This window comes from Lacisediminihabitans sp. H27-G8 (genome assembly GCF_046156175.1).
Lineage (GTDB): Bacteria > Actinomycetota > Actinomycetes > Actinomycetales > Microbacteriaceae > Lacisediminihabitans.
This window is the reverse complement of sequence record NZ_JAYLVL010000004.1, coordinates 112,714-135,683: the sequence shown is the minus strand read 5'-3', so window position 1 is coordinate 135,683 and position 22,970 is coordinate 112,714. Positions and strand designations below refer to the sequence as shown.

21 protein-coding genes, 1 tRNA gene, 1 other RNA gene and 1 pseudogene are annotated in these 22,970 nt (G+C 66.3%); 12 read left to right on the top strand and 12 right to left on the bottom strand.

The window, feature by feature from the left end:
* Positions 1–10: 10 nt before the first annotated feature.
* Together pta and ffs are read right to left on the bottom strand one after the other, a co-directional pair.
* Positions 11–2,107: a phosphate acetyltransferase gene (gene pta / locus VLI63_RS13570; protein WP_409157394.1), complete on the bottom strand. Its 2,097-nt coding sequence runs from the start codon at positions 2,105–2,107 to the stop codon at positions 11–13.
* Between the two features lie 46 nt (positions 2,108–2,153).
* An RNA gene (ffs, locus tag VLI63_RS13565) (signal recognition particle sRNA small type) lies at positions 2,154–2,250 on the bottom strand.
* A gap of 137 nt (positions 2,251–2,387) precedes the next feature.
* Here ffs and VLI63_RS13560 point away from each other — a divergent pair.
* A tRNA-Ser gene (locus VLI63_RS13560) sits at positions 2,388–2,472 on the top strand.
* Between the two features lie 117 nt (positions 2,473–2,589).
* Entirely contained in the window at positions 2,590–3,222 is a 633-nt protein-coding gene (locus tag VLI63_RS13555; RefSeq protein ID WP_409157393.1) for a hypothetical protein, read from the top strand.
* 18 nt (positions 3,223–3,240) lie between these two features.
* On the opposite strand, the gene VLI63_RS13550 is transcribed toward VLI63_RS13555, so the two are convergent.
* The 8 genes from VLI63_RS13550 to VLI63_RS13515 form a co-directional block, all read right to left on the bottom strand.
* Positions 3,241–5,169: a helicase HerA-like domain-containing protein gene (locus tag VLI63_RS13550; RefSeq protein ID WP_409157392.1), complete on the bottom strand. Its 1,929-nt coding sequence runs from the start codon at positions 5,167–5,169 to the stop codon at positions 3,241–3,243.
* Between the two features lie 430 nt (positions 5,170–5,599).
* Complete coding sequence (gene menC, locus VLI63_RS13545) at positions 5,600–6,712, bottom strand: o-succinylbenzoate synthase (RefSeq protein ID WP_409157390.1); 1,113 nt, start codon at positions 6,710–6,712, stop codon at positions 5,600–5,602.
* Positions 6,709–7,986: a saccharopine dehydrogenase family protein gene (locus VLI63_RS13540; protein ID WP_409157388.1), complete on the bottom strand. Its 1,278-nt coding sequence runs from the start codon at positions 7,984–7,986 to the stop codon at positions 6,709–6,711. The genes menC and VLI63_RS13540 overlap by 4 nt, the downstream gene beginning before the upstream one ends.
* Before the next feature lie 9 nt (positions 7,987–7,995).
* Positions 7,996–8,709 (bottom strand): phosphatase PAP2 family protein, encoded by a 714-nt coding sequence (locus tag VLI63_RS13535; RefSeq protein WP_409157386.1) that lies wholly within the window; start codon positions 8,707–8,709, stop codon positions 7,996–7,998.
* 48 nt (positions 8,710–8,757) lie between these two features.
* The gene (locus VLI63_RS13530; RefSeq protein WP_409157385.1) at positions 8,758–9,987 is read right to left on the bottom strand and encodes a multidrug effflux MFS transporter; all 1,230 of its coding nucleotides are present in this window, start codon (positions 9,985–9,987) and stop codon (positions 8,758–8,760) included.
* A 100-nt stretch (positions 9,988–10,087) separates the two neighbouring features.
* Positions 10,088–11,371, bottom strand: coding sequence for a sugar ABC transporter permease (locus VLI63_RS13525; protein WP_409157383.1), 1,284 nt, complete (start codon positions 11,369–11,371; stop codon positions 10,088–10,090).
* Positions 11,368–12,120, bottom strand: a complete 753-nt coding sequence (locus VLI63_RS13520) for an ATP-binding cassette domain-containing protein (protein WP_409157382.1) — start codon at positions 12,118–12,120, stop codon at positions 11,368–11,370. The genes VLI63_RS13525 and VLI63_RS13520 overlap by 4 nt, the downstream gene beginning before the upstream one ends.
* Positions 12,121–12,275: 155 nt before the next feature.
* Positions 12,276–13,355, bottom strand: a complete 1,080-nt coding sequence (locus tag VLI63_RS13515; protein ID WP_409157380.1) for a sugar ABC transporter substrate-binding protein — start codon at positions 13,353–13,355, stop codon at positions 12,276–12,278.
* 191 nt (positions 13,356–13,546) lie between these two features.
* Between VLI63_RS13515 and VLI63_RS13510 the strand changes: the two genes are divergently transcribed.
* The 3 genes from VLI63_RS13510 to xylB all read left to right on the top strand — a co-directional run bounded on the left by VLI63_RS13510 (position 13,547) and on the right by xylB (position 17,631).
* Positions 13,547–14,752, top strand: a complete 1,206-nt coding sequence (locus VLI63_RS13510) for an ROK family protein (RefSeq protein WP_409157379.1) — start codon at positions 13,547–13,549, stop codon at positions 14,750–14,752.
* A 134-nt stretch (positions 14,753–14,886) separates the two neighbouring features.
* Positions 14,887–16,077, top strand: a complete 1,191-nt coding sequence (gene xylA, locus VLI63_RS13505) for a xylose isomerase (protein WP_409157378.1) — start codon at positions 14,887–14,889, stop codon at positions 16,075–16,077.
* Between the two features lie 135 nt (positions 16,078–16,212).
* On the top strand, positions 16,213–17,631 hold the full coding sequence (xylB, locus tag VLI63_RS13500; protein ID WP_409157376.1) for a xylulokinase: 1,419 nt from the start codon (positions 16,213–16,215) through the stop codon (positions 17,629–17,631).
* A 14-nt stretch (positions 17,632–17,645) separates the two neighbouring features.
* Here xylB and VLI63_RS13495 read toward each other — a convergent pair whose 3' ends face one another.
* The gene (locus VLI63_RS13495; protein WP_409157374.1) at positions 17,646–17,945 is read right to left on the bottom strand and encodes a DUF1905 domain-containing protein; all 300 of its coding nucleotides are present in this window, start codon (positions 17,943–17,945) and stop codon (positions 17,646–17,648) included.
* A gap of 88 nt (positions 17,946–18,033) precedes the next feature.
* Here VLI63_RS13495 and VLI63_RS13490 point away from each other — a divergent pair, with 88 nt between their 5' ends.
* Positions 18,034–18,540, top strand: a complete 507-nt coding sequence (locus VLI63_RS13490; RefSeq protein WP_409157372.1) for a SecDF P1 head subdomain-containing protein — start codon at positions 18,034–18,036, stop codon at positions 18,538–18,540.
* 88 nt (positions 18,541–18,628) lie between these two features.
* Here VLI63_RS13490 and VLI63_RS13485 read toward each other — a convergent pair whose 3' ends face one another.
* Positions 18,629–19,282, bottom strand: a complete 654-nt coding sequence (locus tag VLI63_RS13485) for a TetR family transcriptional regulator (protein ID WP_409157371.1) — start codon at positions 19,280–19,282, stop codon at positions 18,629–18,631.
* A gap of 194 nt (positions 19,283–19,476) precedes the next feature.
* On the opposite strand from VLI63_RS13485, the gene VLI63_RS13480 reads away from it, so the two are divergent.
* The 6 genes and pseudogenes from VLI63_RS13480 (at position 19,477) to VLI63_RS13455 (ending at position 22,961) form a co-directional block, all read left to right on the top strand.
* A complete protein-coding gene (locus VLI63_RS13480) occupies positions 19,477–20,415 on the top strand; it encodes an NAD(P)H-binding protein (RefSeq protein ID WP_409157369.1) in 939 nt (312 codons plus the stop codon).
* Positions 20,412–21,017, top strand: a complete 606-nt coding sequence (locus VLI63_RS13475) for an SRPBCC family protein (protein WP_409157368.1) — start codon at positions 20,412–20,414, stop codon at positions 21,015–21,017. The genes VLI63_RS13480 and VLI63_RS13475 overlap by 4 nt, the downstream gene beginning before the upstream one ends.
* Complete coding sequence (locus tag VLI63_RS13470) at positions 21,014–21,685, top strand: DUF4166 domain-containing protein (protein ID WP_409157367.1); 672 nt, start codon at positions 21,014–21,016, stop codon at positions 21,683–21,685. Before VLI63_RS13475 ends, VLI63_RS13470 begins: the two co-directional genes overlap by 4 nt.
* 51 nt (positions 21,686–21,736) lie before the next feature.
* Positions 21,737–22,150 (top strand): GNAT family acetyltransferase, encoded by a 414-nt coding sequence (locus VLI63_RS13465; protein WP_409157365.1) that lies wholly within the window; start codon positions 21,737–21,739, stop codon positions 22,148–22,150.
* A 70-nt stretch (positions 22,151–22,220) separates the two neighbouring features.
* Positions 22,221–22,394: pseudogene (locus VLI63_RS13460) on the top strand (VOC family protein); the annotation flags it as partial.
* Between the two features lie 117 nt (positions 22,395–22,511).
* Positions 22,512–22,961 (top strand): HTH domain-containing protein, encoded by a 450-nt coding sequence (locus VLI63_RS13455; protein ID WP_409157364.1) that lies wholly within the window; start codon positions 22,512–22,514, stop codon positions 22,959–22,961.
* Positions 22,962–22,970: the final 9 nt, after the last annotated feature.

The window sequence follows — 22,970 nt, the reverse complement described above, 5'->3', positions numbered from 1 at the left end:
TATTCGCGCACTACTCGACCAGTTGGAGCGTCTGGGCCTGGATCGCCGTGATGGCCACCGTGTTCACGATGTCCTGCACGAGCGCGCCTCGCGACAGGTCGTTGATGGGCTTGCGGAGGCCCTGTAGCACGGGACCGATCGCCACCGCGCCGGCGCTGCGCTGAACGGCCTTGTAGGTGTTGTTGCCGGTGTTGAGGTCGGGGAAGATGAATACCGTCGCCCGGCCGGCCACCTGCGAATCCGGCATCTTCGACTTGCCGACAGCGATGTCGACGGCGGCGTCGTACTGGATCGGCCCCTCCACGAGCAGGTCCGGCCGCCGCGAGCGCACCAGCTCCGTGGCCGTGCGCACCTTGTCGACGTCGGCCCCGGCACCGGAGGCTCCGGTGGAATACGACAGCATCGCGATTCGCGGCTCGATCTGGAACTGCTGGGCGGTGGTCGCCGAGGAGATCGCGATGTCGGCGAGCTGGTCGGCATTCGGATCCGGGTTCACCGCACAGTCGCCGTAGACGAGCACTCGGTCTTCGAGACACATCAGGAACACGCTCGAGACGACCGAGACCCCGGGATTGGTCTTGATGATCTCGAAACCGGGCCGGATGGTGTGCGCGGTGGTGTGGGCGGCACCCGAGACCATTCCATCGGCAAGCCCGAGGTGCACCATCATCGTGCCGAAGTAGGAGACGTCGGTGACGGTCTCGCGGGCCTCTTCGAGTCGCATTCCCTTGTGTGCGCGCAGCCGTGCGTATTCCTCGGCGAACCGCTCCCGCAGCTCCGGATCGAACGGGCTCAGGATGGCGGCCTCCGCGATGTCGAGTCCCAGGTCGGTGGCGCGCGCCCGGATCTCCGACTCGTCACCGAGGATCGTGAGGCGAGCGACCCCGCGGCGCAACAGAGTGGAGGCGGCTCGCAGGATGCGGTCGTCGGTGCCCTCCGGCAGCACGATGTGCTGGGGATTCGCGCGCGCCTGGTCGAGCAGGTCGTATTCGAACATGAGCGGCGTCACCACATCGGAGCGACTCACATCGAGCAGGCGCAGCAGAACATCGGCATCGACGTGCTGTTCGAAGAGCGCGAGGGCGGTGTCGTACTTGCGGGGCGATTCGGGGGCGAGGCGCCCCCGGGTCTGCGTGATCCGCAGGGCGGTGTCGTAGGTCCCGAGCGAATTGCGGATGATCGGAAGTGAGTTGTCGAGTCCGTCGATGAGCAGCGCGATCTGGGGCAGCATCTCGAAGCCCCCGTTGAGGATGATCGCGGAGACGGAGGGGAAGGTCTCGGCCGCGTTCGCCATGAGCACCGCCAGCAGTACATCGGCCCGGTCTCCCGGCACCACGACCACTCCGCCTTCGATGAGGCGGGTGAGCACGTTCTCCATCGACATGGCGGCGACGACGACGCCGAGCGATTCCCGGCCCAGGAGCGCGGGGTCGCCCTTGATCAGGGTGCCGTCGACGGCCTCCATGAGCGAGGCGATGCTCGGGGCGATGAGGAAGCGGTCTTCCGGGATGGCCCAGACCGGCAGTCGATCGCTCTCCTCCTCCACCGCCGCGATGATCTCGTCGATCCGCTGCGGATCGGCACGGTTGACCACGATGCCGAGCACGTGGGCGTGGGCGCTGTCCAGCTCCTGACGGGCGAGGGTGAAGACCTGGCGCAGGTCGTCAGGACTGCGACTGCCCGCGGCATCCGATTGCTGTCCGCCGAGGACGAGGAGCACCGGGGCCCCGAGGTTGGCGGCGATGCGCGCATTGAATCCGAGCTCGGTGGGGCTGCCGACATCCGTGTAGTCCGAACCGAGGATGACGACGGCGTCACACTGCCGCTCGACCGCCTTGAAGCGCGACACGATCTCACTGAGGGCCGCCTCCGGGTCGGCGTGCACGTCGTCGTAGCTCACACCGACGCACTCGTCGTAGTCCAGGTCGACGCCGTCGTGAGCGAGCAGCATCTCGAGCACGTAGTCGCGCTCGTCACTCGAGCGGGCGACCGGGCGGAACACACCGACCCGCTCGGTCTCATGGCTGAGGGTGTCGAGCATTCCGAGGGCCACCGTCGACTTGCCGGCATGCCCTTCGATGGAGGTGATGTAGATGCTGCGGGTCACGAGGCCAGCCTAGGCTCCACAGGTGTGCAGTGGCCGTGCCCTTAACTGAAGTGACTCCTCGCGCACCCGCCAGAGCCCGGTTACCCTTGCTACGTTTCCGTCCTGGGGGAGTTGGCCTGGATGGCGCCACGCGAGGAGCCACTGACAGTTTAGCCGGTCAGATCAGACGGCGTGATGTGCGGCCCGAGGTGAGCGTCGCTACCGTATGGGGCCCGCGATCGTCCTCGGCCCCGGTCCGGGTCGGGTACGATATTGCGAGGCCTGAAGCTCGGGCCGCCCAGGAGAATTCGCCTAGTGGCCTATGGCGCACGCTTGGAAAGCGTGTTGGGTGCAAGCCCTCGGGGGTTCGAATCCCCCATTCTCCGCGCAGGACGTGTCACCCCGCCCGACGGGAATCGGACGGAAGTACAGCGCTACTAGGAGCGCTGGAATCGGCATCGCCCTGTCGCTGCGCCAGTGATCGGCGCTTTCGGGGAGATCGCGTGTCGGATGCGAACGACAGTAACGTCGAAGTCTGGCTTCGACCCCGGCGCAGCCTCCTGTGGAGCGGCATCCTGATCTTGATCATCGTGCCGATCCCGATCGTCGCGATGCTCGTCACCCTCGGCCTTCCCAGCGGGTCCTGGCGGGTGTCAGCGATCACCGAGGCTCTCGTCATCGTTCTGTTCTTCGTCGGTCTCTACCTCCTGAGGACGACCTATGTGGTCATCTCTGCCGACCACTTCACCGAACGTGGGTTCTTCCGCCCCGCGGTGGTCACTCCGATTTCTGAGGTGAGGTCGATGGTTCTCGCCCAGACCTTCAGTTCCTCATCGAGCGAGACCCTTCCGCAACTGATTCTGCGCAACGCCCGGGGGGAGCGGATCCTGCGAATGCGCGGAGTCTTCTGGACGGAAGAGTCCATGCGCCAGGCCGCGACCGCGATCGGCACTCCTCTCGAGGAACCGGCCGAGCCGCTCACCTCGAAGCAGTTCTTCGAGCTGTACGCGGGAACCGCCTACTGGTTCGAGAACCGCCGCAGTCTCACCATCGGCGTCATCGTGCTGATCGGCCTGGTCTGCATCGGGATCGTGCTCGGCCTCATGGTGCTGCTCGGTCTGCCCTTCGTCGCCTGAGCCTCTCCCTCGACAGCCTCAGCGGCGCCGCAGCGTGCCGAAGATGCCCTTCACCACCGAGTTCACTATCGACTTGCCGGCGGATGATCCGAGGAAGTCGGTGATCGGATTCTTCTCCGCCCGCGGGGCCGGCGCCCGGCGGCTCGTGGTCGAGGAGGCACGCGGCTGGGACTTCTGGGCGTCGCGCAGCATCCGCTCGTAATCGGCCTGTTGCTGTTTCGCCGCCGCCGCCTGCTCTGCCGCAGTGTTCGCCGCCGCTGCCGTCGCCGCCGCTGCCGCGAGTTTGCGCCCGAGCATCTCCGTGGCCGATTCGTTGTCGATTGCCGTGCCGTATTTGGGCAGAAGAATGGATGACGCGATCGTCGCCTCGATCAGCTCCGGAGCGCTCGGCGACATCGCGCCCTGTGGCGCCCGGAGCCGTGTCCACGCGACCGGTGTCGGTGCGCCCTTCTCGCCCATGACCGTGACGATCGCCTCCCCGGTGGCGAGGGTGGTGAGCACGCTCCCGAGGTCGTAGTCGGAGTTCGGGTAGGTGGAGACCGTCGCCTTGAGAGCCTTAGCGTCATCCGGGGTGAAGGCACGCAATTGGTGCTGGATGCGCGATCCGAGCTGGGCGAGCACGTCGCCGGGCACATCCTTGGGCGTCTGCGTCACGAAGACGATGCCGACTCCCTTCGACCGGATGAGCCGCACCGTCTGGGTGATCGAGTCGAGGAAGTCCTTCGATGCGTTCTTGAAGAGCAGATGGGCCTCGTCGAAGAAGAACACGAGTTTGGGCTTGTCGAGGTCTCCGACCTCCGGCAGGTCGTTGAACAGGTCGGCGAGCAGCCACATCAGGAAGGTGGAGTAGAGCTCGGGCTTGTCCTGCACCCCCGGCACCTCGAGCAGGCTGATGATCCCGCGGCCGTCCGGGTGGGTGCGAAGGAAGTCGGCGGTGTCGATCTCCGGCTCGCCGAAGAATACGTCGGCACCCTGGTCGGCGAAGGTGATCAGCTCCCGCAGGATCACTCCGACCGTTGCGCTCGAGAGCCCGCCGAGACCGGTGAGCTCGCCCTTTCCGTCGGCACTGGTGAGATAGCTGAGCACGGCCCGGAGATCGGAGAGATCGACGAGCGGCAGTCCGGCCTGGGCCGCGTAGTGGAACACCAGCCCCAGAGAGGACTCCTGGGTGCCGTTGAGACCGAGCACCTTCGAGAGCAGCAAGGGGCCGAAACCCGAGACTGTTGCGCGGACGGGCACCCCCTTGCCCACCCCTCCGAGGGCGAAATACTCGGTGGGGAAGGATGCTCCGGTCCAGTGCTGACCGATGCCGTTGGTGCGATCGATGAGCTTGGGATTCTCCGCGCCGGCCGTCGCCACCCCGGACAGGTCACCCTTGATGTCCGCCGCGAAGACGGGCACTCCCGCCGCAGCGAGCTGCTCGGCGAGCACCTGCAGCGTGCGGGTCTTGCCGGTGCCGGTGGCTCCCGCGACGAGGCCGTGCCGATTGAGCATCGCGATCGGGATGCGCACTTGCACCCGCGGCTGCGCATCCCCGTTGACGAGGGCGCCGATCTCCAGCACGGTGCCGCTGAAGGCGTAGCCGGAACGGATCACTTCGACGGCGGCCGCATCGAGGGGTCCGGCGGGTGAGTGGGACGCGGTGGGGGGACTCGCTGGCGCGGCGGCTGCCTCGGGAGGGTTGGCGGTCGCGGCGGCAGGCTGCGCGGGCGCGGCGGCCGCCTCGGGAGGGTTGGCGGGCGCGGCGGCCGGCTGCGCGGGCGTCGCTGGCGACGCTTCTGGGGGCGTCGAAACTGGAGGCTGCGCTGCTGCGGCGGGCGGCTGTGCAGCTGCGGCTGGCGGCTGTGCAGCGGCAACCGGAGCGCTTGCTCTTTCCGCAGCGAGGGCCGCCTCGGCATCCGCAAGGGCCTTCTTCGCAGCTTCGACCAGGGCAGCAGCATCCGTCATGTCGCCAGCATACTGACCCACCCCGTCAGGCTCTACAGTTGCCGGGCGTGCGCGGACAGTCATACTCAACCGTCACAAACGGCTCCCTCATAGCGCCGAACGGGCAGATTGCGACGGACCGAACGCCGCTTCACTCCCACCTCCAGGGGCCGTGGCCGCCCACCCGTCACAAACCGCTCCCCCACAGCGCCCACCGAGCAACCTGTGACGGATCGGCGAGGCGCCCCGCGCACTGCTCCCGCGCAGACTCGCGGGTGCTGCACAGCGCCCACCGAGCAACCTGTCACGGATCGGCGAGGTACCCCGCGCACTGCTCACGCGCAGACTCGCGGGTGCTGCCACAGCGCCAACACCAGCCCACCCGTCACAAACTGCTCCCCCAGAACGCCCAACGAGCAAACTGTGACGGATGGGCGGGCTAGTCCCCCGCTCAGCCCGCGCGCAGCACCTCGACCGGTCGCTGTGCCCAGGCTCCGAGCAGCTCTTCTCGCACCGTCACTCCGCTCCCCGGACCGGTCGGCACGGTGAGCCGACCGTCGTGGAGCACGAACGGCTCGGTGAGGTCCTCAGCGAAGTAGCGGTCGGATGCCGAGGTGTCGCCCGGCAGCGTGAATCCGGGCAGCGCGGCGAGGGCGACATTCGCGGCACGGCCCACCCCGGTCTCCAGCATCCCTCCACACCAGACCGGAACGCCCTGCTCGACGCACGCATCGTGCAGAGCGAGCGCCTCGAGGTAGCCGCCCATGCGACCCGCTTTGATGTTGATGATGCTGGTGGCCCCACGATCGATCGCGTCGAGCGCGAGCTCGGTGTTGACGATCGACTCGTCGAGGCACACCGGAGTGGAGATGGCCCCGGCCAGAGAGACGTGCGAGCGGATGTCGTCCTCCACGAACGGCTGCTCGATGAGCAGCAGGTTGTACTCGTCGAGCCGCCGGAGATGATCGAGGTCGAGCAGCGTGTAGGCGGTGTTCGCGTCGACCTGGAGCAGGGCATCCGTGCCCAGCAGATCGCGCACTGCGGCAACCGGTTCGAGGTCCCACCCCGGTTTGATCTTGAGCTTGATCCGACGGTATCCCTGCGACACATACAGCGATACCTCGTCGAGCAGCGCCGGGATGGTCGGCGAGATGCCCACCGAGACACCGCAGTCCACCTCGGTACGTTCGGCGCCGAAGTAGCTCGCGAAACTGGTATCGACGGCGCGCAATTGGGCGTCGAGCACCGCTGTCTCCACGGCAGCCTTCGCCATGCGATGTCCGATGACGAAGGCGAAGAGTGCCGCGACACCCTCCGCCGTGACATCATCGGCCGCGAGCATTGCCGGGCCGAGATAGTGACGGATCACGTCTTCGCATCCGTCGACGTACTCGCTCGAGTACACCGGATCCGTTCCCGCGACGCACTCGCCCCAGCCGTCTCCGACATCGGTCCGCACGCGAACCATCAGCACCTGACGCCCGGTCTGGCGACCGAACGAGGTCTCGAACGGACGCACCAGCGGGACGGCCAGACGGTGAAGTTCCAGCGATCGGACTCTCACACCGCCACGGTGCGGTCGTCGAGGCCCCATTCCTGGCCGTATCCGTCATCCGCTTCGGGGCGAGCCATCAGCTCGAGAAACGGCTCGGCGTCGAACGCCTCCGGGCCGAGAACACCGGTGCCCGACCAGGCTCCGGAGGCGAGTAGTTCCAGCGCGATCACCGGGTTCAGCGCGGTCTGCCAGACCACGCACTGAGCCTCGTATTCGGCCATCGTCCACTCGTTGTCAGCCACGTGATACAGGTACACGGCCTTCGGCGCCCCATCGAGCCCGCGTCCGGTCACCCACAGTCCGGCGCAGGTCTTGCCGCTCATCCGTGGCCCGAGGGTTGCCGGATCGGGCAGTCCGGCCGCGACCACATCGCGCGGGGCAACCTCGACCGGGCCGTTGCCGGAGCGCACGCGCACCGGCGCTGTCTTGTCCAGCCCGAGCTGATGCAGCGTCTTGAGGATGCCGATGAATTCGTTGCCGAGACCGTACTTGAAGGTCGCGCGCTTGGCGTCGACCCACCGCGGCATGAGCAGCACCTCCTCGTGCTCCACGTTCACGCACTCGACGGGGCCGATGCCGCCGGGGAAGTCGAAGACCTCCGGCTCGCTGAATGGCTCGGTGGTGTACCACCCGCGATCCTTCTCCCAGATCACCGGGGGGTTCAGGCACTCCTCGATCGTGGTCCAGATGCTGAAGGAGGGCGCGAAGATCTCGTTGCCGAGATCGTCACGCACCACGAGGTTCGCGCCATCGCGCACTCCGAGTTCGTCGATCTCGGTGAACAGGTGGTCGGCGGCATAGCGGGCGAACACGTCGCTCAGCCCCGGCTCGACTCCCATGCCCACGAGGGCGAGGCGACCGGCGGTCTCCCAGTCGGGTGCCTGCGCGAACTGGTCGTCGCCGAGCTTAACGCCGGTCTCGGAATACGGTTCGGTGGGATGCGGCTCGGACAGGCTCATCGCCATGTCGAGGTAGTCCGCTCCGGCGGCGAGGGCGCCCGCGAAGATCGTCGGCACGAACTTCGGCTCCACGGCGTTCATCACGTGGCTGATGCTGTGCGCTGTCGCCACCGCCGCCACGTCATCCGGGTCGGAGGCATCGATCTTTGCGGCGACGAAACGGTCCCCCTGTGGGCCGTGCTTTGCCTCGATCCAGGCGATCGTCGCCTCGGCGCGGGCGAGGTCGTAGTCGCACACGACCATGGTCTCGAAAAAGGTTCGGCGGGCGGCGATCTTCGCGATCGCATTGCCGACGCCTCCGGCGCCGACGAGGAGGATTCTCATGCCATAACGCTAGCGGGTGGTTGCCGGTTCGGTCTCGGTCGGTTTGACGGGCCCGATGCGCCGCTCCCGCTCGATGAGCAGCCGATGGGCGAGGGGCGCCCAGACGATCACGGCGACGGCGCTGCCGAGCACGAGACCGCCGATGGTGTCGCTCAGCCAGTGCGCGCCGAGGTAGGTGCGGCTGAGCAACATGATGACCGTATAGACGGTGCCCGCGGCCCAGATCCAGACCCGACGGAGCACGAGCGCGAGCACCACCGCCATCGTCGCCGCGTTCGCGGTATGCCCGGAGGGGAATGAACCGGGATCCGCGGTGACCAGGATGTCTTGCGGACGCGGTCGATCGAAGGTGCTCTTGAGAAGCTGCACGAGGCCCGCGCTCACGATCGTCGCGATCAGGAAGTAGAGAGCGGCCCACTTCATCCGGAACAGCAGGAAGAGCAGCGAGATGGCGATCGGCACGATGAAGACGCCGATGATTCCAGCGCCGATGTTGTTCATCACCAGTGCCGGCACGGTCCAGAACGGCGAGCGGTGTTCCACCAGCTCACCGAGGAAGGCGAGATCGAAGGAGAACGGGAGATTGTTGTCGCGGTAAGCGATGATCGCGCCGAGAGCAGCGACGAGCAGCACCGCCATGCCGCCGCTCACCAGCGGCCAGCGGCGGCTGACGCGCGCAGCCTGTTGCTCGGGAGCGGACGCGGGTCGAACGACTTCAGCCATACGGTAACGCTACAGAACAACCCGGAAATGGATCGAGGGCTTGCTTTCTCAGTGTCCGAGTGCGGGTACGGTGCGCGGGCGCACGACGAACCAGAGTGCGAGCACGGAGATCGCAGCCGTCGACGCCATGACAGTTCCCATCGGCACCGCGTTGTGGATGCCGAACAGGCCGACGATCGGCGAGATCAGCCCGGCGAGCCCGAAGTTCACGGCTCCGAGAACGGATGCCGCGGTCGCGGCCTCCCCCGCGTGATTGACCAGTCCGAGCACCTGCACGAGCGGGAAGCCGAAACCGCAGGCGGCGATGAAGAACCACAGGGGGATGAGGATGCCGAGCAGCCCGACATGCAGCGAGTCGAGCACCACGATCGTCAGCGACGAGACGAGCAGCACGGCCGTCGAACAGGCGAGGATCCACTGCGGACCGATCCGGCGGGCCAGCCGCGAACTGATCTGCACGCCCGCGACGACGCCGAGCGAATTGATGGCGAACAGCAGCCCGAACTGCTGGGCGGAGAGCCCGTAGACGTCCTGGAACAGGAACGATGACGCGGAGAGGTAGGCGAAGAGCCCCGAGAAGCTCATCGCCCCGATGATGGCCACACCGACGAAGACCCGGTCGCTGAAGATCGCCCCGTACCTCTCGCGGGCCGTGCTGTGCCCGCGGTCGGCGCGTCGATCCCGTGGCAGGGTCTCGACGATGAAGAACACCGCGGCGATCACCACCAGCACGCCGTAGGCCGTGAGGAAGACGAAGATGCCCCGCCAGTCGACGAAGCGCAACAGCTGAGAGCCGATCACCGGCGCGAGGATGGGCGCGAGTCCGCTCACGAGGGCGAGCCTCGACAGCATCCGCACGAGGGGCACCCCGCCGAACAGGTCTCGCACCAGAGCCATCGCCACCACTCCTCCGGCCGCAGCGCCCATCCCCTGCAACACCCGGAAGAGTCCCAGCCAGACGATGTCGGGTGAGAGGGCAGCGCCGAGGCTGGCGAGCACGTGAACCGAGCTCGCCACGATGAGCGGGATCCGTCGGCCCACCTTGTCACTCCACGGACCGACGAGCAGCTGGCCGACACCGAAACCGAGGGTCGTTGCCGTGAGCGTCAGTTGGATGAGTGCCTTCGATACCCCGAGATCGCTCTGGAGGTCCGGGAATGCGGGAAGGTACAGATCCACGGTGAACGGCCCGAGTGCGGTGAGCGCTCCGAGCACGAGCACGTAGACGAGGCGCTGGCGCCGGGACAGGGAGTCGCCGGGGTGCAGGGTCGTGGTCACTTAGAGGGACAACCGGCTCGGCCGCGGACTATTCCCAAAGCCACAGAGAGCTCGGGTCGGCGACAAGGGCCGAGTCGCCGGAGAGGATCACGGATCACCCCTACCTCCGGGTGAGCGAACCACCGGCCCTCACCCGGGACACTGCATCGATCGTCGCGGCGAGGATGAGCACGCCTCCCGTGACGAGGAAGTTGACGCCGCCGGGAAGATTGAGAAGTCCGAGCCCATTGGTGATGACCGCGATCACCAGAGCGCCGATCGCGCCGTGGATGAGTCGTCCGCGACCGCCGAAGAGGCTGACCCCGCCGACCACCGCCGCGGCTACTCCGCTGAGCACGATGTCCCGGCCGAACGCTGCATCCACCGATCCGACCTTGCTCGCGCTGAAGACCCCCGATATCACCGCAAGGGTCGAGCAGACGGCGAAGGCAGCCCACTTGATGCCGACCACCTTGATACCGGAGCGACGAGCGGCCTCGGGATTGCCGCCGACGGCGTAGAGGTAGCGACCGAACTTGGTGCGGTCGAGCACGAAAGTACCGATCCAGAGGATTAACAGGGTGATGGGCACCACTATCGGCACCCCAGAGACGGCCAGGAATCCGGTGCCTCGATTTTGGCTGAGGAGGGCGATGACCACCCCGCCGATGACAGCGATCACGGCGAGACGGATCCACAGCAACGAGATCGTGCGGTTGGCAACGCCCGCGCGCGTTCGTCGACGTCGATCGAGGAGCGTCGTCACCAGGGAGATCGCGAGGATGACGGCGAGCATCATCCATCCTCCCCACACCGGAAGATTGCTGTTCTGGATCGCGAGGATCTCCGGCTGCTGAATGCGGTAGAGCCCCCCGTCACCGATGATGATCAGCTGGAGCCCCTGGAACCCGAGGAACAAGCCGAGAGTCACGACGAATGAGGGAATCCCGACCCGCGCGACGAAGAACCCGATGAACAGGCCGATCGCCAATCCGGTGGCCAGGGAGATCAGCAGGGCGAGGATCCAGTTCATCGCAATGCCGCCGGGGTTCGACAGAACCACGAAGAGGGACATCGCCACGCCCGACGTGACTCCCGCAGAAAGGTCGATCTCTCCCAGCAGGATAACGAAGACCAGAGCCATCGCGAGCATCACCAGTGTCGCCGCCTGGGTGAGCAGGTTGGCGAAGTTCCGTTCGGTCAGGAAGTACGGGCTGAGCGCGGTGAAGAGCACGCACAGCACGACGAATCCGGCGACCGCGGGGAGCGCGCCCATCTCGCCGCTGCGGATGCGTTGCACGTACGCGGTCGCCTGGTCGCGGAGCCCACCATCCTGTCCGCTACCGATCGGGCCCGGCGCGCTCGCCTCGGCCACCCGGGAATCGGACGAGGGGAGCGAGCTCATGCCGGCACCCCCGTGTAGGTCTTGCTTCCGGTGATGTATCCGACGACATCGTCGCTGGTCGTCTGCGAGGTCTCCACCGAAGCCACCATCTGACCCAGATAGAGCACGTTGATGTAGTCGGCGACGTGGAAGACATCGACGAGATTGTGGCTGATCATGAGCACTCCGACGCCACGCTCGGCCAACCTCGTGACCAGAGCAAGCACCTGTTCCGTCTGCGCCACCCCCAAGGCGGCCGTCGGTTCGTCGAGGATGACAACCTTCGCCGACTTGAGGACAGAGCGGGCGATTGCGACCGTTTGACGCTGCCCTCCCGACAATGACGACACCTTCTGACGCACGGATTTGACGGTGCGAACTGCGAGGGACTGGAGCGTCTCTGACGCCTCGCGTTCCATCTTCCCCTCATCGAAGGTGCCGAACTCCGTCTCTTCGCGACCGAGGAACATGTTCTGGACGATGTCGAGGTTGTCGCACAGCGCGAGGTCCTGGTACACGACTTCGATGCCGAGATGAGTGGCCTCGCGAGGATTGTGGAGGGCTACCTCAACCCCCTCGAACCGCACTTCGCCCTCGTCGTAGGGCTGAACACCGGCCAGCCCCTTGATGAGAGTGGATTTCCCCGCCCCGTTGTCACCGACCAGGGCGGTGATTTTGCCCGGGTAGACCTTCAGCGAGACCCCTTTGAGCACACTCACCGGCCCGAAGCTCTTCTTGACATTGGTCAATTCGATGATCGGCTCATCCATGACAGTTCCTTTCCGTTGACACCGCTGACGTCGGTGCTGCGGCGATGCGATGGTCATCGCATCGCCGCAGCACCAGAAAGACCCCGCGCCGTGAACCACACGAACCCGGCGCGGAGCTTCCTGTTGGGCGACCCCCTGAGGGGTCGGTGGTTGGCCTACTTCACGCCGTTCTTCGTGCATGCAGCAGCCACATCAGCGGTGCAGATGTCGGACGCCTTCGCGTCTCCCGCGTCGACGACGCTCTGCACCTTGTCGGCGGTCACCAGGATCGGAGTGACAGCGATGAACGGCTTGCCGTAGAGCTGGGTGGCGGCAGCCGGCTTCTTGCCCTTCAGCAGCTGGATCGCCAGGTCAGAAGCTGCACTCGCCTCCAGCTTGAACGGCTTGTACACCGTCGCAGCCTGCTTGCCGAGCAGCACGTTCTGCAAACCGGCGACCGATGCATCCTGTCCGGAAACCGGCACGGTGAGACCGTTCTTGTCGAGGATGGTGATGACACCGGCGGCGTTGGTGTCGTTGGCAACCCACACCGCATCGACCTTGCCGCCGAGCGAGGTCAGTGCCTGTTCGAAGTTGGTCGCCGACTTGTCGCCGTCCCAGACTCCGACCGGTTCCGCCGCTGGCTTGATCCCGGCATCGCCCATCACCTTGGCGGCGCCATCGTGGAACAGCTTCGCGTTACCGTCCGTGGGGTCACCACCCATGTACACCACCACCGCGCTCGCGGAGTCCTTGCCTGCCGCCTTGAGGCCGTCGACGATCGACTGCCCCTCGAGGGCACCGACCTTCTCGTTGTCGAAGGAGACGTAGTAATCGGCGAGCATCGAGGGCGAGTCCTTCGACCCTGTAGTGATGGGTCGGTCGTAGGCGATCACCGGGATGCCCTGCTTCTGGGCTTTCTGCGTCACGGCGACGGCCGCGCCGTTGTAGTCGACGAGGATCATCACGCCGCAGCCTTTGGTGAGCTCCTGATCGGCGAGAGTGGCGTACTTGTTGGTGTCACCCTGTGCGTTCTGGATGTCGGCGGTGAATCCCGCATCGGTGAAAGCCTTGTCGAGGGCCGGGCGGTCGCCGTTCTCCCAGCGGGGCGACGAAGACGAATCCGGAAGAATGACGCACGCCCGCTTGGCGGTATCGGAACCACCGCTGCTGTTTCCGCTCGAGGCACATCCGCTGAGCAACAGTGCTGAGGCGGATACGACGACGGCGACAGAGATCCATGAAGAAGACTTCATTTCGCTCCCTTTCTGGTCGGAAGGAATGCACTCCTCAGTGTCCACACTCTGCATTGAGCGATGGCAGATGAAGTGTGAAGCAATATCGCGCCTATCGCAACATATTCCGCTGTAACGTTTTGATAACCGATTTCGACCGGGCAGAAGACCGAGCGTGATCCCGTGCTCGATGAAACGAGTAGGTTGTGGGAATGAGCCTCGCGGAGCATCCGGCGGGAACCCGTGGGAACAGCAACGACCACGTGCGTCGACACAACCTCTCGACCATTCTGGGACTGGTTCACCGCACCCGGGGGTTGAGCCGCTCCCAGCTCACTCAGGCGATGGGTCTCAACCGATCTACCATCGCCGCACTCGTCTCCGAACTGGTCGAGCACGATCTGGTGCGCGAGGAGAGCGCGGAATCCACAAACCAGGTCGGGCGCCCCAGCCCGATGGTCAGACCGAGTTCCACCCCCGTCGGAATCGCCGTGAACCCCGAGATCGACGCCATAACCGTCGGCGTAGTCGGTCTCGGCGGCAAGGTCCTGCGCACGGAGAGGCACCAGCTCGCCAGCCCACCGACCGCGTCCGACGCCGTGCGGGTGACGGCTGAGATCCTGGAGAGACTGCGGCCCGAGCTCACCCTCGAGCATCGCATCGCCGGAGTCGGAGTGGCCGTGCCCGGGCTCGTTCGTGAGACCGATGGGCTGGTGCGCCTCGCGCCACACCTCGGCTGGCGGGGCGCACCATTCGCCGAGATGTTGCAACAGGCCACGGGCCTCCCTGTCTGGGCCGCGAACGACGCTCATCTCGGCGCGCTGGCGGAAAGCTCTTTCGGGAGCGGCAGATCGGTCTCCGATCTCATCTACGTCAACGGCGGGGCAAGCGGCATCGGTGGAGGCATCATCACCGGTGGAGTGCCACTGTTGGGCACCGCCGGATATGCGGGCGAGCTCGGCCACACCATGGTGAATCCCACCGGGATCGCCTGCCACTGTGGCGCATTCGGATGCCTGGAGACCGAGGTGCGTCGTGACCGCCTGCTCGAGGTCACGGGCCTCTCGTCGCAATCCGTCGGCCGGTTAGCCGCCGCACTCGCCTCGAGCACAGACCCGCGGGTGGCCGCCGAGGTCACGCGGCAACTCGACATGCTCATCGTCGCGCTGCGCAATGTGGTCAATCTGCTCAACCCCAAGCTCATCGTGCTCGGGGGATTCCTTGCTGCGCTTCAGTCGGCCCAGCCGGAGCGACTGCAGGATTTCGGCCGAAACAGCGCACTCGCCGCCTCATTCGACTGCGTGCAGATCATCCATTCGGAGCTCGCGGATGACCTCCTCATGATCGGCGCCGGCGAACTCGCTTTCGAATCGCTGTTGGCGGATCCGGCTGGATTTCCCCTGCGCACAGCGCCGTAGGCATCCGGCTCCGTGTGGGGGCCTCGGGAAAGCCGAGCCGCGACGGGAGCGCCGCCGACATTGCGCGGGACGAGGAATTCAGTAATATGTTCACAGATCCAACAAATCACCACCGACGTTGAAGGATAGCGATCATGACGAGCACCCCCACCCGCGACGACAAGTTCTCCTTCGGCCTGTGGACGGTGGGATACAACGGATCCGACCCCTTCGGCGGCCCCACCCGTCCCCCGCTCGACGTGGTCGAAGCCGTCACCCGCCTCGCTGAACTCGGCGCCTACGGCCTCACCTTCCACGACGACGACCTGTTCCCTTTCGGATCGTCGGATGCCGAGCGCCAGAAGCAGATCGACCGCCTCAAGCAGGCACTCTCCGACACCGGGATGATCATCCCGATGGTCACCACCAACCTGTTCAGTGCGCCCGTCTTCAAGGACGGTGGCTTCACCTCGAACGATCGCGGCGTGCGGCGCTTCGCGATGCGCAAGGCGATGCGGCAGCTCGAGCTCGGCGTCGAACTCGGCGCGAAGACCTTCGTGATGTGGGGTGGACGCGAGGGCGCGGAATACGACTCGGCCAAAGACATCCGTGGCGCGCTCGAGCGATACCGCGAGGCCGTGAATGTCTTTGCGCAGTACGTGACCGACAAGGGGTACGACATCCGGTTCGCGATCGAGCCGAAGCCCAACGAGCCGCGCGGGGACATCCTGCTGCCCACCGTCGGTCACGCCATCGCGTTCATCGAGACCCTCGAGCGTCCGGAGCTCTTCGGCGTCAACCCGGAGGTCGGACACGAGCAGATGGCCGGCCTCAACTTCACCTCGGGAATCGCGCAGGCGCTCTACCAGGGCAAACTCTTCCACATCGACCTCAATGGCCAGAAGGGCATCAAATACGACCAGGACCTGGTCTTCGGCCACGGCGACCTGGCCAATGCCTTCGCCCTCGTCGATCTGCTCGAGAATGGCGGAGCGAATGGGGGGCCGTCTTACGACGGACCACGCCATTTCGACTACAAGCCTTCTCGCACCGAGGACATCACCGGAGTCTGGGATTCCGCTGCCGCGAACATGCGCACCTACCTCCTGCTCAAGGAGCGCGCGGCGGCGTTCCGGGCGGACCCCGAGGTGCAGGATGCCCTCGCGGCATCGCGCGTCGCGCAGGTGCAGGAGACGACCCTCTCCGCCGGGGAGACCTACGACGAGCTGCTCGCCGACCGCGCCTCGTTCGAGGACTTCGACACCGATTCGTATTTCGGCGGCAAGGGCTTCGGCTTCGTGCGCCTCAACCAGCTGGCGATCGAACACCTGCTCGGCGCCCGCTGACCCCGGATCTTCATCATTCAGGAACCTGTGGGACAGATGGCGCTGGTGGGGCGCGTGGGAGAACTCCTGTCACACCGGTGCCTCCTTCACCACGGGTTCCTGAATAATGCACCTATACGAGCGGAGTAGACAGGCATGACACTGGTCGCCGGGGTCGATTCGTCGACCCAGAGCTGCAAGGTGGTGATTCGCGACGCCGGCACCGGTGAGGTGGTCCGCTCCGGCCGAGCCACCCATCCCGCCGGCACAGAGGTGGATCCCGCGGCCTGGTGGGATGCGCTGCTCGCGGCGATCGACGACGCTGGCGGCCTCTCCGACGTCGCCGCTGTCTCCATCGCGGGCCAGCAGCACGGCATGGTCGTGCTGGATGTCGAGGGCCGCGTCATCCGCCCCGCCCTGCTTTGGAACGACACCCGCTCCGCTCGCGCCGCGACGGATCTCATCGCCGAGGTCGGCGCCGAGGACTATGCGCAGCGCACCGGTCTCGTTCCCGTCGCGAGCTTCACGGCGACCAAACTCCGGTGGCTGCGCGACAACGAGCCCGAGAACGCGGCCCGGGTCGAGGCGGTGGTGCTTCCCCACGACTGGCTCACCTGGCGACTGCGCGGCTTCGGACCCGCCGATGAGACCGTCGGCGGACCGCGGCTCGAAGAGCTGATCACCGACCGTTCCGATGCGAGCGGCACCGGGTATTGGAATCCGAACACCGGGCGGTACGACCGCGAGCTGCTCGAGCTCGCTCTGGGGCATGCGGCGATGCTCCCGCGCGTGATGAAGCCCGGGGCGCGCGGTGGCGAGACCGCCGCGCTGCCCGCCCACGGCATCCGCGGCGGGCGGGTCATCGGGGTGGGCGCCGGCGACAACGCTGGCGCCGCACTCGGGCTCGGTGCGGGCCCCGGCGATGTCATCGTCTCGATCGGCACGAGCGGCACGGTCTTCGCCGTCACCGAGACCGTGTCGACTGACTCCTCCGGCACCGTGGCCGGTTTCGCGGATGCCAGCGGCGCATTCCTTCCGCTGGTCGCCACCCTGAACGCTGCACGCGTGCTCGACGCGGTCGCCGGGTTGCTCGGGGTGGACCACGCAGAACTCGGGATGCTCGCCCTGCAGGCGCAGCCCGGGGCGGGCGGCGTGGTGTTGCAGCCCTATTTCGAGGGCGAGCGCACCCCCAACCTGCCCGATGCCACGGCGACGCTCTTCGGTCTCACCCTCACATCGGCCACCCGCTCCGACCTCGCCAGATCCGCCATCGAGGGGATGCTGTGTGGGCTCGCCGACGGGCTCGACGCGATCCGAGCGCAGGGCGTCGACGCCCGGCGCATCCTCCTCATCGGCGGCGCGGCGCAGAACGAAGCGGTCTCGACGATCGCCGCCCAGGTGTTCGACATCCCCGTCGAGGTGCCCACCCCGGGGGAGTACGTGGCTCTCGGTGCCGCGCTCCAGGCCGCGTGGGCCCTCAGCGGCACGCGTCCGGATTGGCCGCTCCAGTTCTCAGCGCGCCCGGCCCACGACACCCTCGCGATCATCCGCGAGCAGTACGCCGCGCGGCGCTGATCGGCTGGACTTCGTCAGGTGAGTCGTCGCAGCAGCACGACCCGAACCTCGTGCCCGATGTCTTTGCCGAGCTTCTTGCGCAACGGTGCGCTGACGGACAGCATGAGTTCGCCCGACCCTGTGGGCATCAGCCCGATGTCCTCCACGAGCACTCCATCGACCGTTGCGTCGACGCGCACCGACCGCAGGCTGCCGAACACGTCCCTGCTGCCGGGAATCTCCACCGCAGACCAGATCTCCCCCTTGACGGGTACGCCGATCGCGCCCGAGAAGGCGTAGTCGAGGGAGACGGGTTGATCCAGCCGGCCGCTCATGCGATCACTCTAGGCCTCACCCCGGGCGTCCCGCTCACCCCACAACCTCGTCCTTCCCCCGCGCGCCACGGAGCCCTACTGTAAAGAGATGAATACTCGACTTGGCGCCGGATTCGCCGCGCTGCTTGCGGGCACTGCACTCCTCGCCGGCTGCAGCAGCACAGCCGGCGGCGACACCCCTTCGTCGATCAAGCCGCTAGAGTTCCGTCTCGTCACGTCATCGGTGGACGGACCCTGCGATGCTCCGGCTCTCACCACCGCTGGCGCGGGGAGGGCGTGCGACACGGCCGACACGATGACCTACGAGTTGGGCAGGTCGCTGGGTACGGTCACCCCGACCTCCGTCACCTCCCCCACGGACCAGGGATCGGCGCACTCGGTCATCCTCGAGCTGAGCACCGCCGACAGCAGCACGCTCGGCACGGTATCCGGCGGTGCCATCGGCAAGAATCTGGCGATCCTCCTCGACGGCCGGGTGCTCTCCGCGCCACTTGTCGCAGCACCGATCACCACCAGCCCGCTCGCACTCGCCTTCGGAAGCGCCTCCCAGGCCGAGCAGACCGCTGCAGCGATCAAGGGAGCGGGGACTCCCTGATCCGACGGTGACTCGGGCGCAGCTGAGTTGCACCGAGGCTAGCCCTGGCGTCACCGAATGAGGTGCCGGTCTTCCCCGTGGACGGATGTCATGGCCGGGCAGTTCGGATCAGCTCCAGCACCTGATTCACGGGGCCGCGCGCAAACGGTAGCCGCGCGAGGGGGAGGACCGTGCCGATTAACCGGGCGACTCCCTTCGCCAGGGCCCGGCTCTTGGCCTGCCCCTCGGAGGTGTCGTAGACCCAGTACAGGGTGAGCCCCATGTAGGCGAGCCAGAGCAATTCGGGCAGCTGTCGCTTGAGGTCGACGGGAATTGCATTCGTCGAGCCATCGACGACCTCCTGGAAGACCTCGATGGCCATAGCGCGAGGTCCAGCCGAGTCGGCTCCGAACGGACTGACCGCGGAGGTCGGAGAGATCGCCGCCGCGAGGAATCCCGCGGCCGAGTCGTGGTACGGACCGGTTGCATCCATACCGCACAGAAGCGCGACCTCGAGTCGTTTGGCGATATCGGTCGAGGCGCCGAACTCCGCGTGAACTCGCTCGAGGTGGTCTCCCTGCACCCGCAGGTAGAGCTCCTGCACGAGGTGGTTCTTCGTGGGGAAGTAGTAGTACGCGTTCCCGACCGAGATACCAGCCTCCTCTGCAATCAAGCGGATGGTCGTCTGGTCGTAGCCGCGCTCGCGGAATGACTCGATCGCGGTCTCCGTGATCTTCGCCCGAGTGTCATCGCTTTTGGACATCGGTCCATCTCCCCGCTCACGGCGTCGAATCCGCGTCTCAGTCAATCTCAACTCTAGTCGTTTCGAACTCGTTCAAAAACTTATTGAACATGTTCGAAAACTGCGCCATACTGATCCCATCACCGGGCAATTCCGGCTCGGCGTGACACCCCACCCCGGGGCCTCAGCGGCAACAAGAGAGTAGGGACCGGATCATGCGCATCGCAATCACAGGCGGAACCGGATTCGTGGGCAGACACCTCGCAGCGCGGCTCGACCCTGTGCACACAGTCGTCATCTCCCGCCGGACAGGCGTCGACCTGGAGAACGTCGAAGCACTCGCTCGAGCCTTCACCGGCTGCGATGCCATCGTGCACGCCGCGGGGATCAACCGGGAAATGGGCAACCAGACCTTCCAGCGCGTGCATGTCGATGGCACACGCGCCGTCGTGGAGGCGGCGACGCTCGCCGGCGTGAAACGAATCGTAATGGTCAGCTTCCTGCGAGCCCGTGCCGACTGCGGGTCTGGCTATCACGAGACCAAGTGGGCTGCGGAGGAACTGATCCGGCAGTCGGGGATCGCCCACACCATCCTCAAGGCATCCATGATCTACGGACCGGGCGACCACATGGTCGACCACGTCAGCCGCGCGGTGAAGACGTGGCCGATCTTTGCGACTGTCGGCTTTCGCGATCGAACCGTGCGCCCGATCCCCATCGACGACTTCGTGGCGGTGATGCTGGCCGCGCTGCAGGGTCGGATCCCCGAGCCAACGGTGGCCGTGATGGGCGCCGAGGAACTGCCGCTCAGTGACGCTGTGCGACGGATCGCGCAGGTCGTCGGGCGCCGTCCGCTCTTCGTCGCGGTGCCGGTCTGGTCGATCCGCACGCTCGCACAGGTGACCGAGTGGCTGATGACTGTGCCGCTGGTCGCGAAGTCGCAGGCGAGGATGCTGGCAGAGGGCGTTAGCCGGCCCGTGCCGTGGGCTCCGGAAGCTCCGGTCGGCATCCGGCCGTCGCAGCTCTTCACCGACGAGAGCATCCGGGCCGCACTGCCAGAGGCCGGACCATTCGGATGGAACGACCTCAGGTTCGCTCGAGCGCTCTCGCGTCGAACGCTGCCCGTTCCCCGAGCCGCGGAGACGGTGAAGTGAACGACCCCATCTACGTCGAGATCGAGGTGAGGAGCCCGATCGATCGGGTTTGGCTGCTCACCCAAGATCCGGTGCAGCATTCGCGGTGGGATCTGAGATTCAGCTCCATCACACCGACCGCAGGGCGTGCCGATGGCGGGTATCAGTTCCGGTACGAGCGGCGCCTGCCTCTCCACACGATCATCGGCACCGGCATTTCGCTGGGAGAGCGCGGCGGGCCGGACGGCACCCGCACCTCCGCCCTGCGCTTCGCGACCGACGATCGACTCTCGCCTCTGGCCGGTGGCCGCGGATACTGGCGTTATCGTCCGACTCCGGATGGAGTCACCTTCATCACCGGCTACGACTACACACCGGGCTGGGGCAGCACGCTCGATCGGCTTGTCCTGCGGCCATTCATCGGATGGATGACCGCCTGGAGTTTCGACCGTCTGCGAATCTGGGCTGAAACGGATGTGCCGCCCGAAGCGTGGCCACTCGCGTCGGTTGTGATGTTCTGGAGACCCGACCGGCCGCGCGCATCCCGGTGCCGGAGGAAGCCGCGCCGAGGTCACGCGATGGACGATTCCCCGGAAACCCTCGACCGTCTCGAAGCGTCATGACCTCGATCTTCGAAGGCGCGCTCGGAGACGATTTCGCTCGGTTGTCCCCCATGATGCAGAAACGATTCGGTGTCGGGCTCGACTCCGGCTACGCCTGCGTCGGCACCGGAGTCATGTCGAGCATCCGCCGGGGACCGTGGTGGGTGGTGCCCTTCCTCTACATCGGCATGCTCCGCAACATCCTCATTCCCCATGTCGGCGCGAACGTCCCTTTCACGATCGAGAACTATCCGTACCGCGACCCCTTCGGGCGCGAAACGGTGACCTTCGTGCGCGAGTACAGCGTGCGGAGAAAGCCGAGCCGTTTCGACGCGACCATGATCCTCAGCGACGGACGCGTGCTCGATTATCTCGGTACACACCAGCATCTCGCCGTCGACCTGAATCTCACCGTCGGCGACGATGGCTCTCTGCGACTCACGTCGGACGCGCAACGGTTCTATGAGAGACGTTTCGTCGGCTTCCGATTCCCGCTGCTGTTCAGCGGGCGCGCTCAGTTGCACGAATGCTTCGATGATGACGCGGGCGTCTACCGGATCCGCATGGAGGTGAACAACAGGGTGTTCGGCTTCCTGTTCGGATACGAGGGCGAGTTCACCTGCGAGTTCCTCCCGGCGACAGATGCGCCTCACCGGCTCAAACCGGTGCGCCACGAGCGTCGGACCTGATCCGAAAGCCCGAGCGCCCGTGGCCGATCTGGCCCTGACATGCTGGATGCCATGGAGATTCGTGACACGACTTCAGCTGACATCCCGGCGACGGTCGCCCTGTGGGGTCGGGCTGGGCTGACCCGTCCGTGGAACCCGCCGGAGACCGATCTGCAGCGGGCGCTGGACGGGCCGACGTCCGCCGTGCTCGGGGCCTTCGATGACGAAAGGCTGGTGGGAACGGTGATGGTGGGCCACGACGGACACCGGGGCTGGATCTACTACCTCGCCGTCGACGGCAGCCACCGGAGCACCGGCCTCGGGCGTCAGCTGATGGCGGCCGCCGAGGCGTGGCTCCACGCCGCGGGTGCAGTCAAAGTCCAGCTCATGATCCGCTCCGGCAACGCGGCCGTCCTGGGTTTCTACGATCATCTCGGTTACGAAGACTCCGACGTGCAGGTGCGATCGAAGTGGCTCGACCGGTAGCCCACCCATGGCTCCCCCGGGCGGGCGCCGGCCATCGGGCTTCAGCGTGTCCGCACCGTGAGCGAATCAGGAGCCGTCGACCGGCGCGGCGATCAAGCTCCACGCCACCGACGTCCAGGCCATCCACGACGCTCTCGTCTCCCGTGGTCACCCGATCATCTCGGCTCCGATCGACGGACCGTTCGGGTGCACGGTCACTTTCGCCGATCCCGACGGCTGTCGGATCACGGTCCACGACCGAGCGCAGGGCGGATGCGACCTGCTCCACCCCTCGAGGCTGCGCTCCAGCCCAAGAAATGCGCGGGGATCACAAGCCGTCTAGCCTTTCCCCGTCCCTCTACGAAGAGAAAGCAGGACAGCCATGACGGTGGAGGCACAGAATCCCGCAGCGGAACTGAGGCGCCTCATCGCGGAGGGTCACCTCTCCGAAGATGCGCTCCAGGCCATCACGGGCATCCAGCCGGATGCCCTCCTGCGCTCCCTCGCGGAAACACAGACCGGGATGATGCGAGTCACCACGGAGCCGCCATCCCCATCGAACGACGAGACCTCGAGGCTCGCCATTCTCGCGGCTCAGCTGACGGTGGGGCTGCAGATCGGCGACGACGACCGTCTCAAGGGGATCTTCGAATCGTTGACGATCGAGTGCCACCTCACCCTTCAGAACATCGCCCGGTTGGTGGGACTCGACGTCGAAGATGTGGAGAAGGCCCTGCACGATCCGCGGACCGTACCCATCGAGCGAAAGTACGAACTGGCGACCAGGGGTTCGTTCCTCATCAACGCCGTCAATCTTGCACGCGGCCGGTGAGCGAACCCG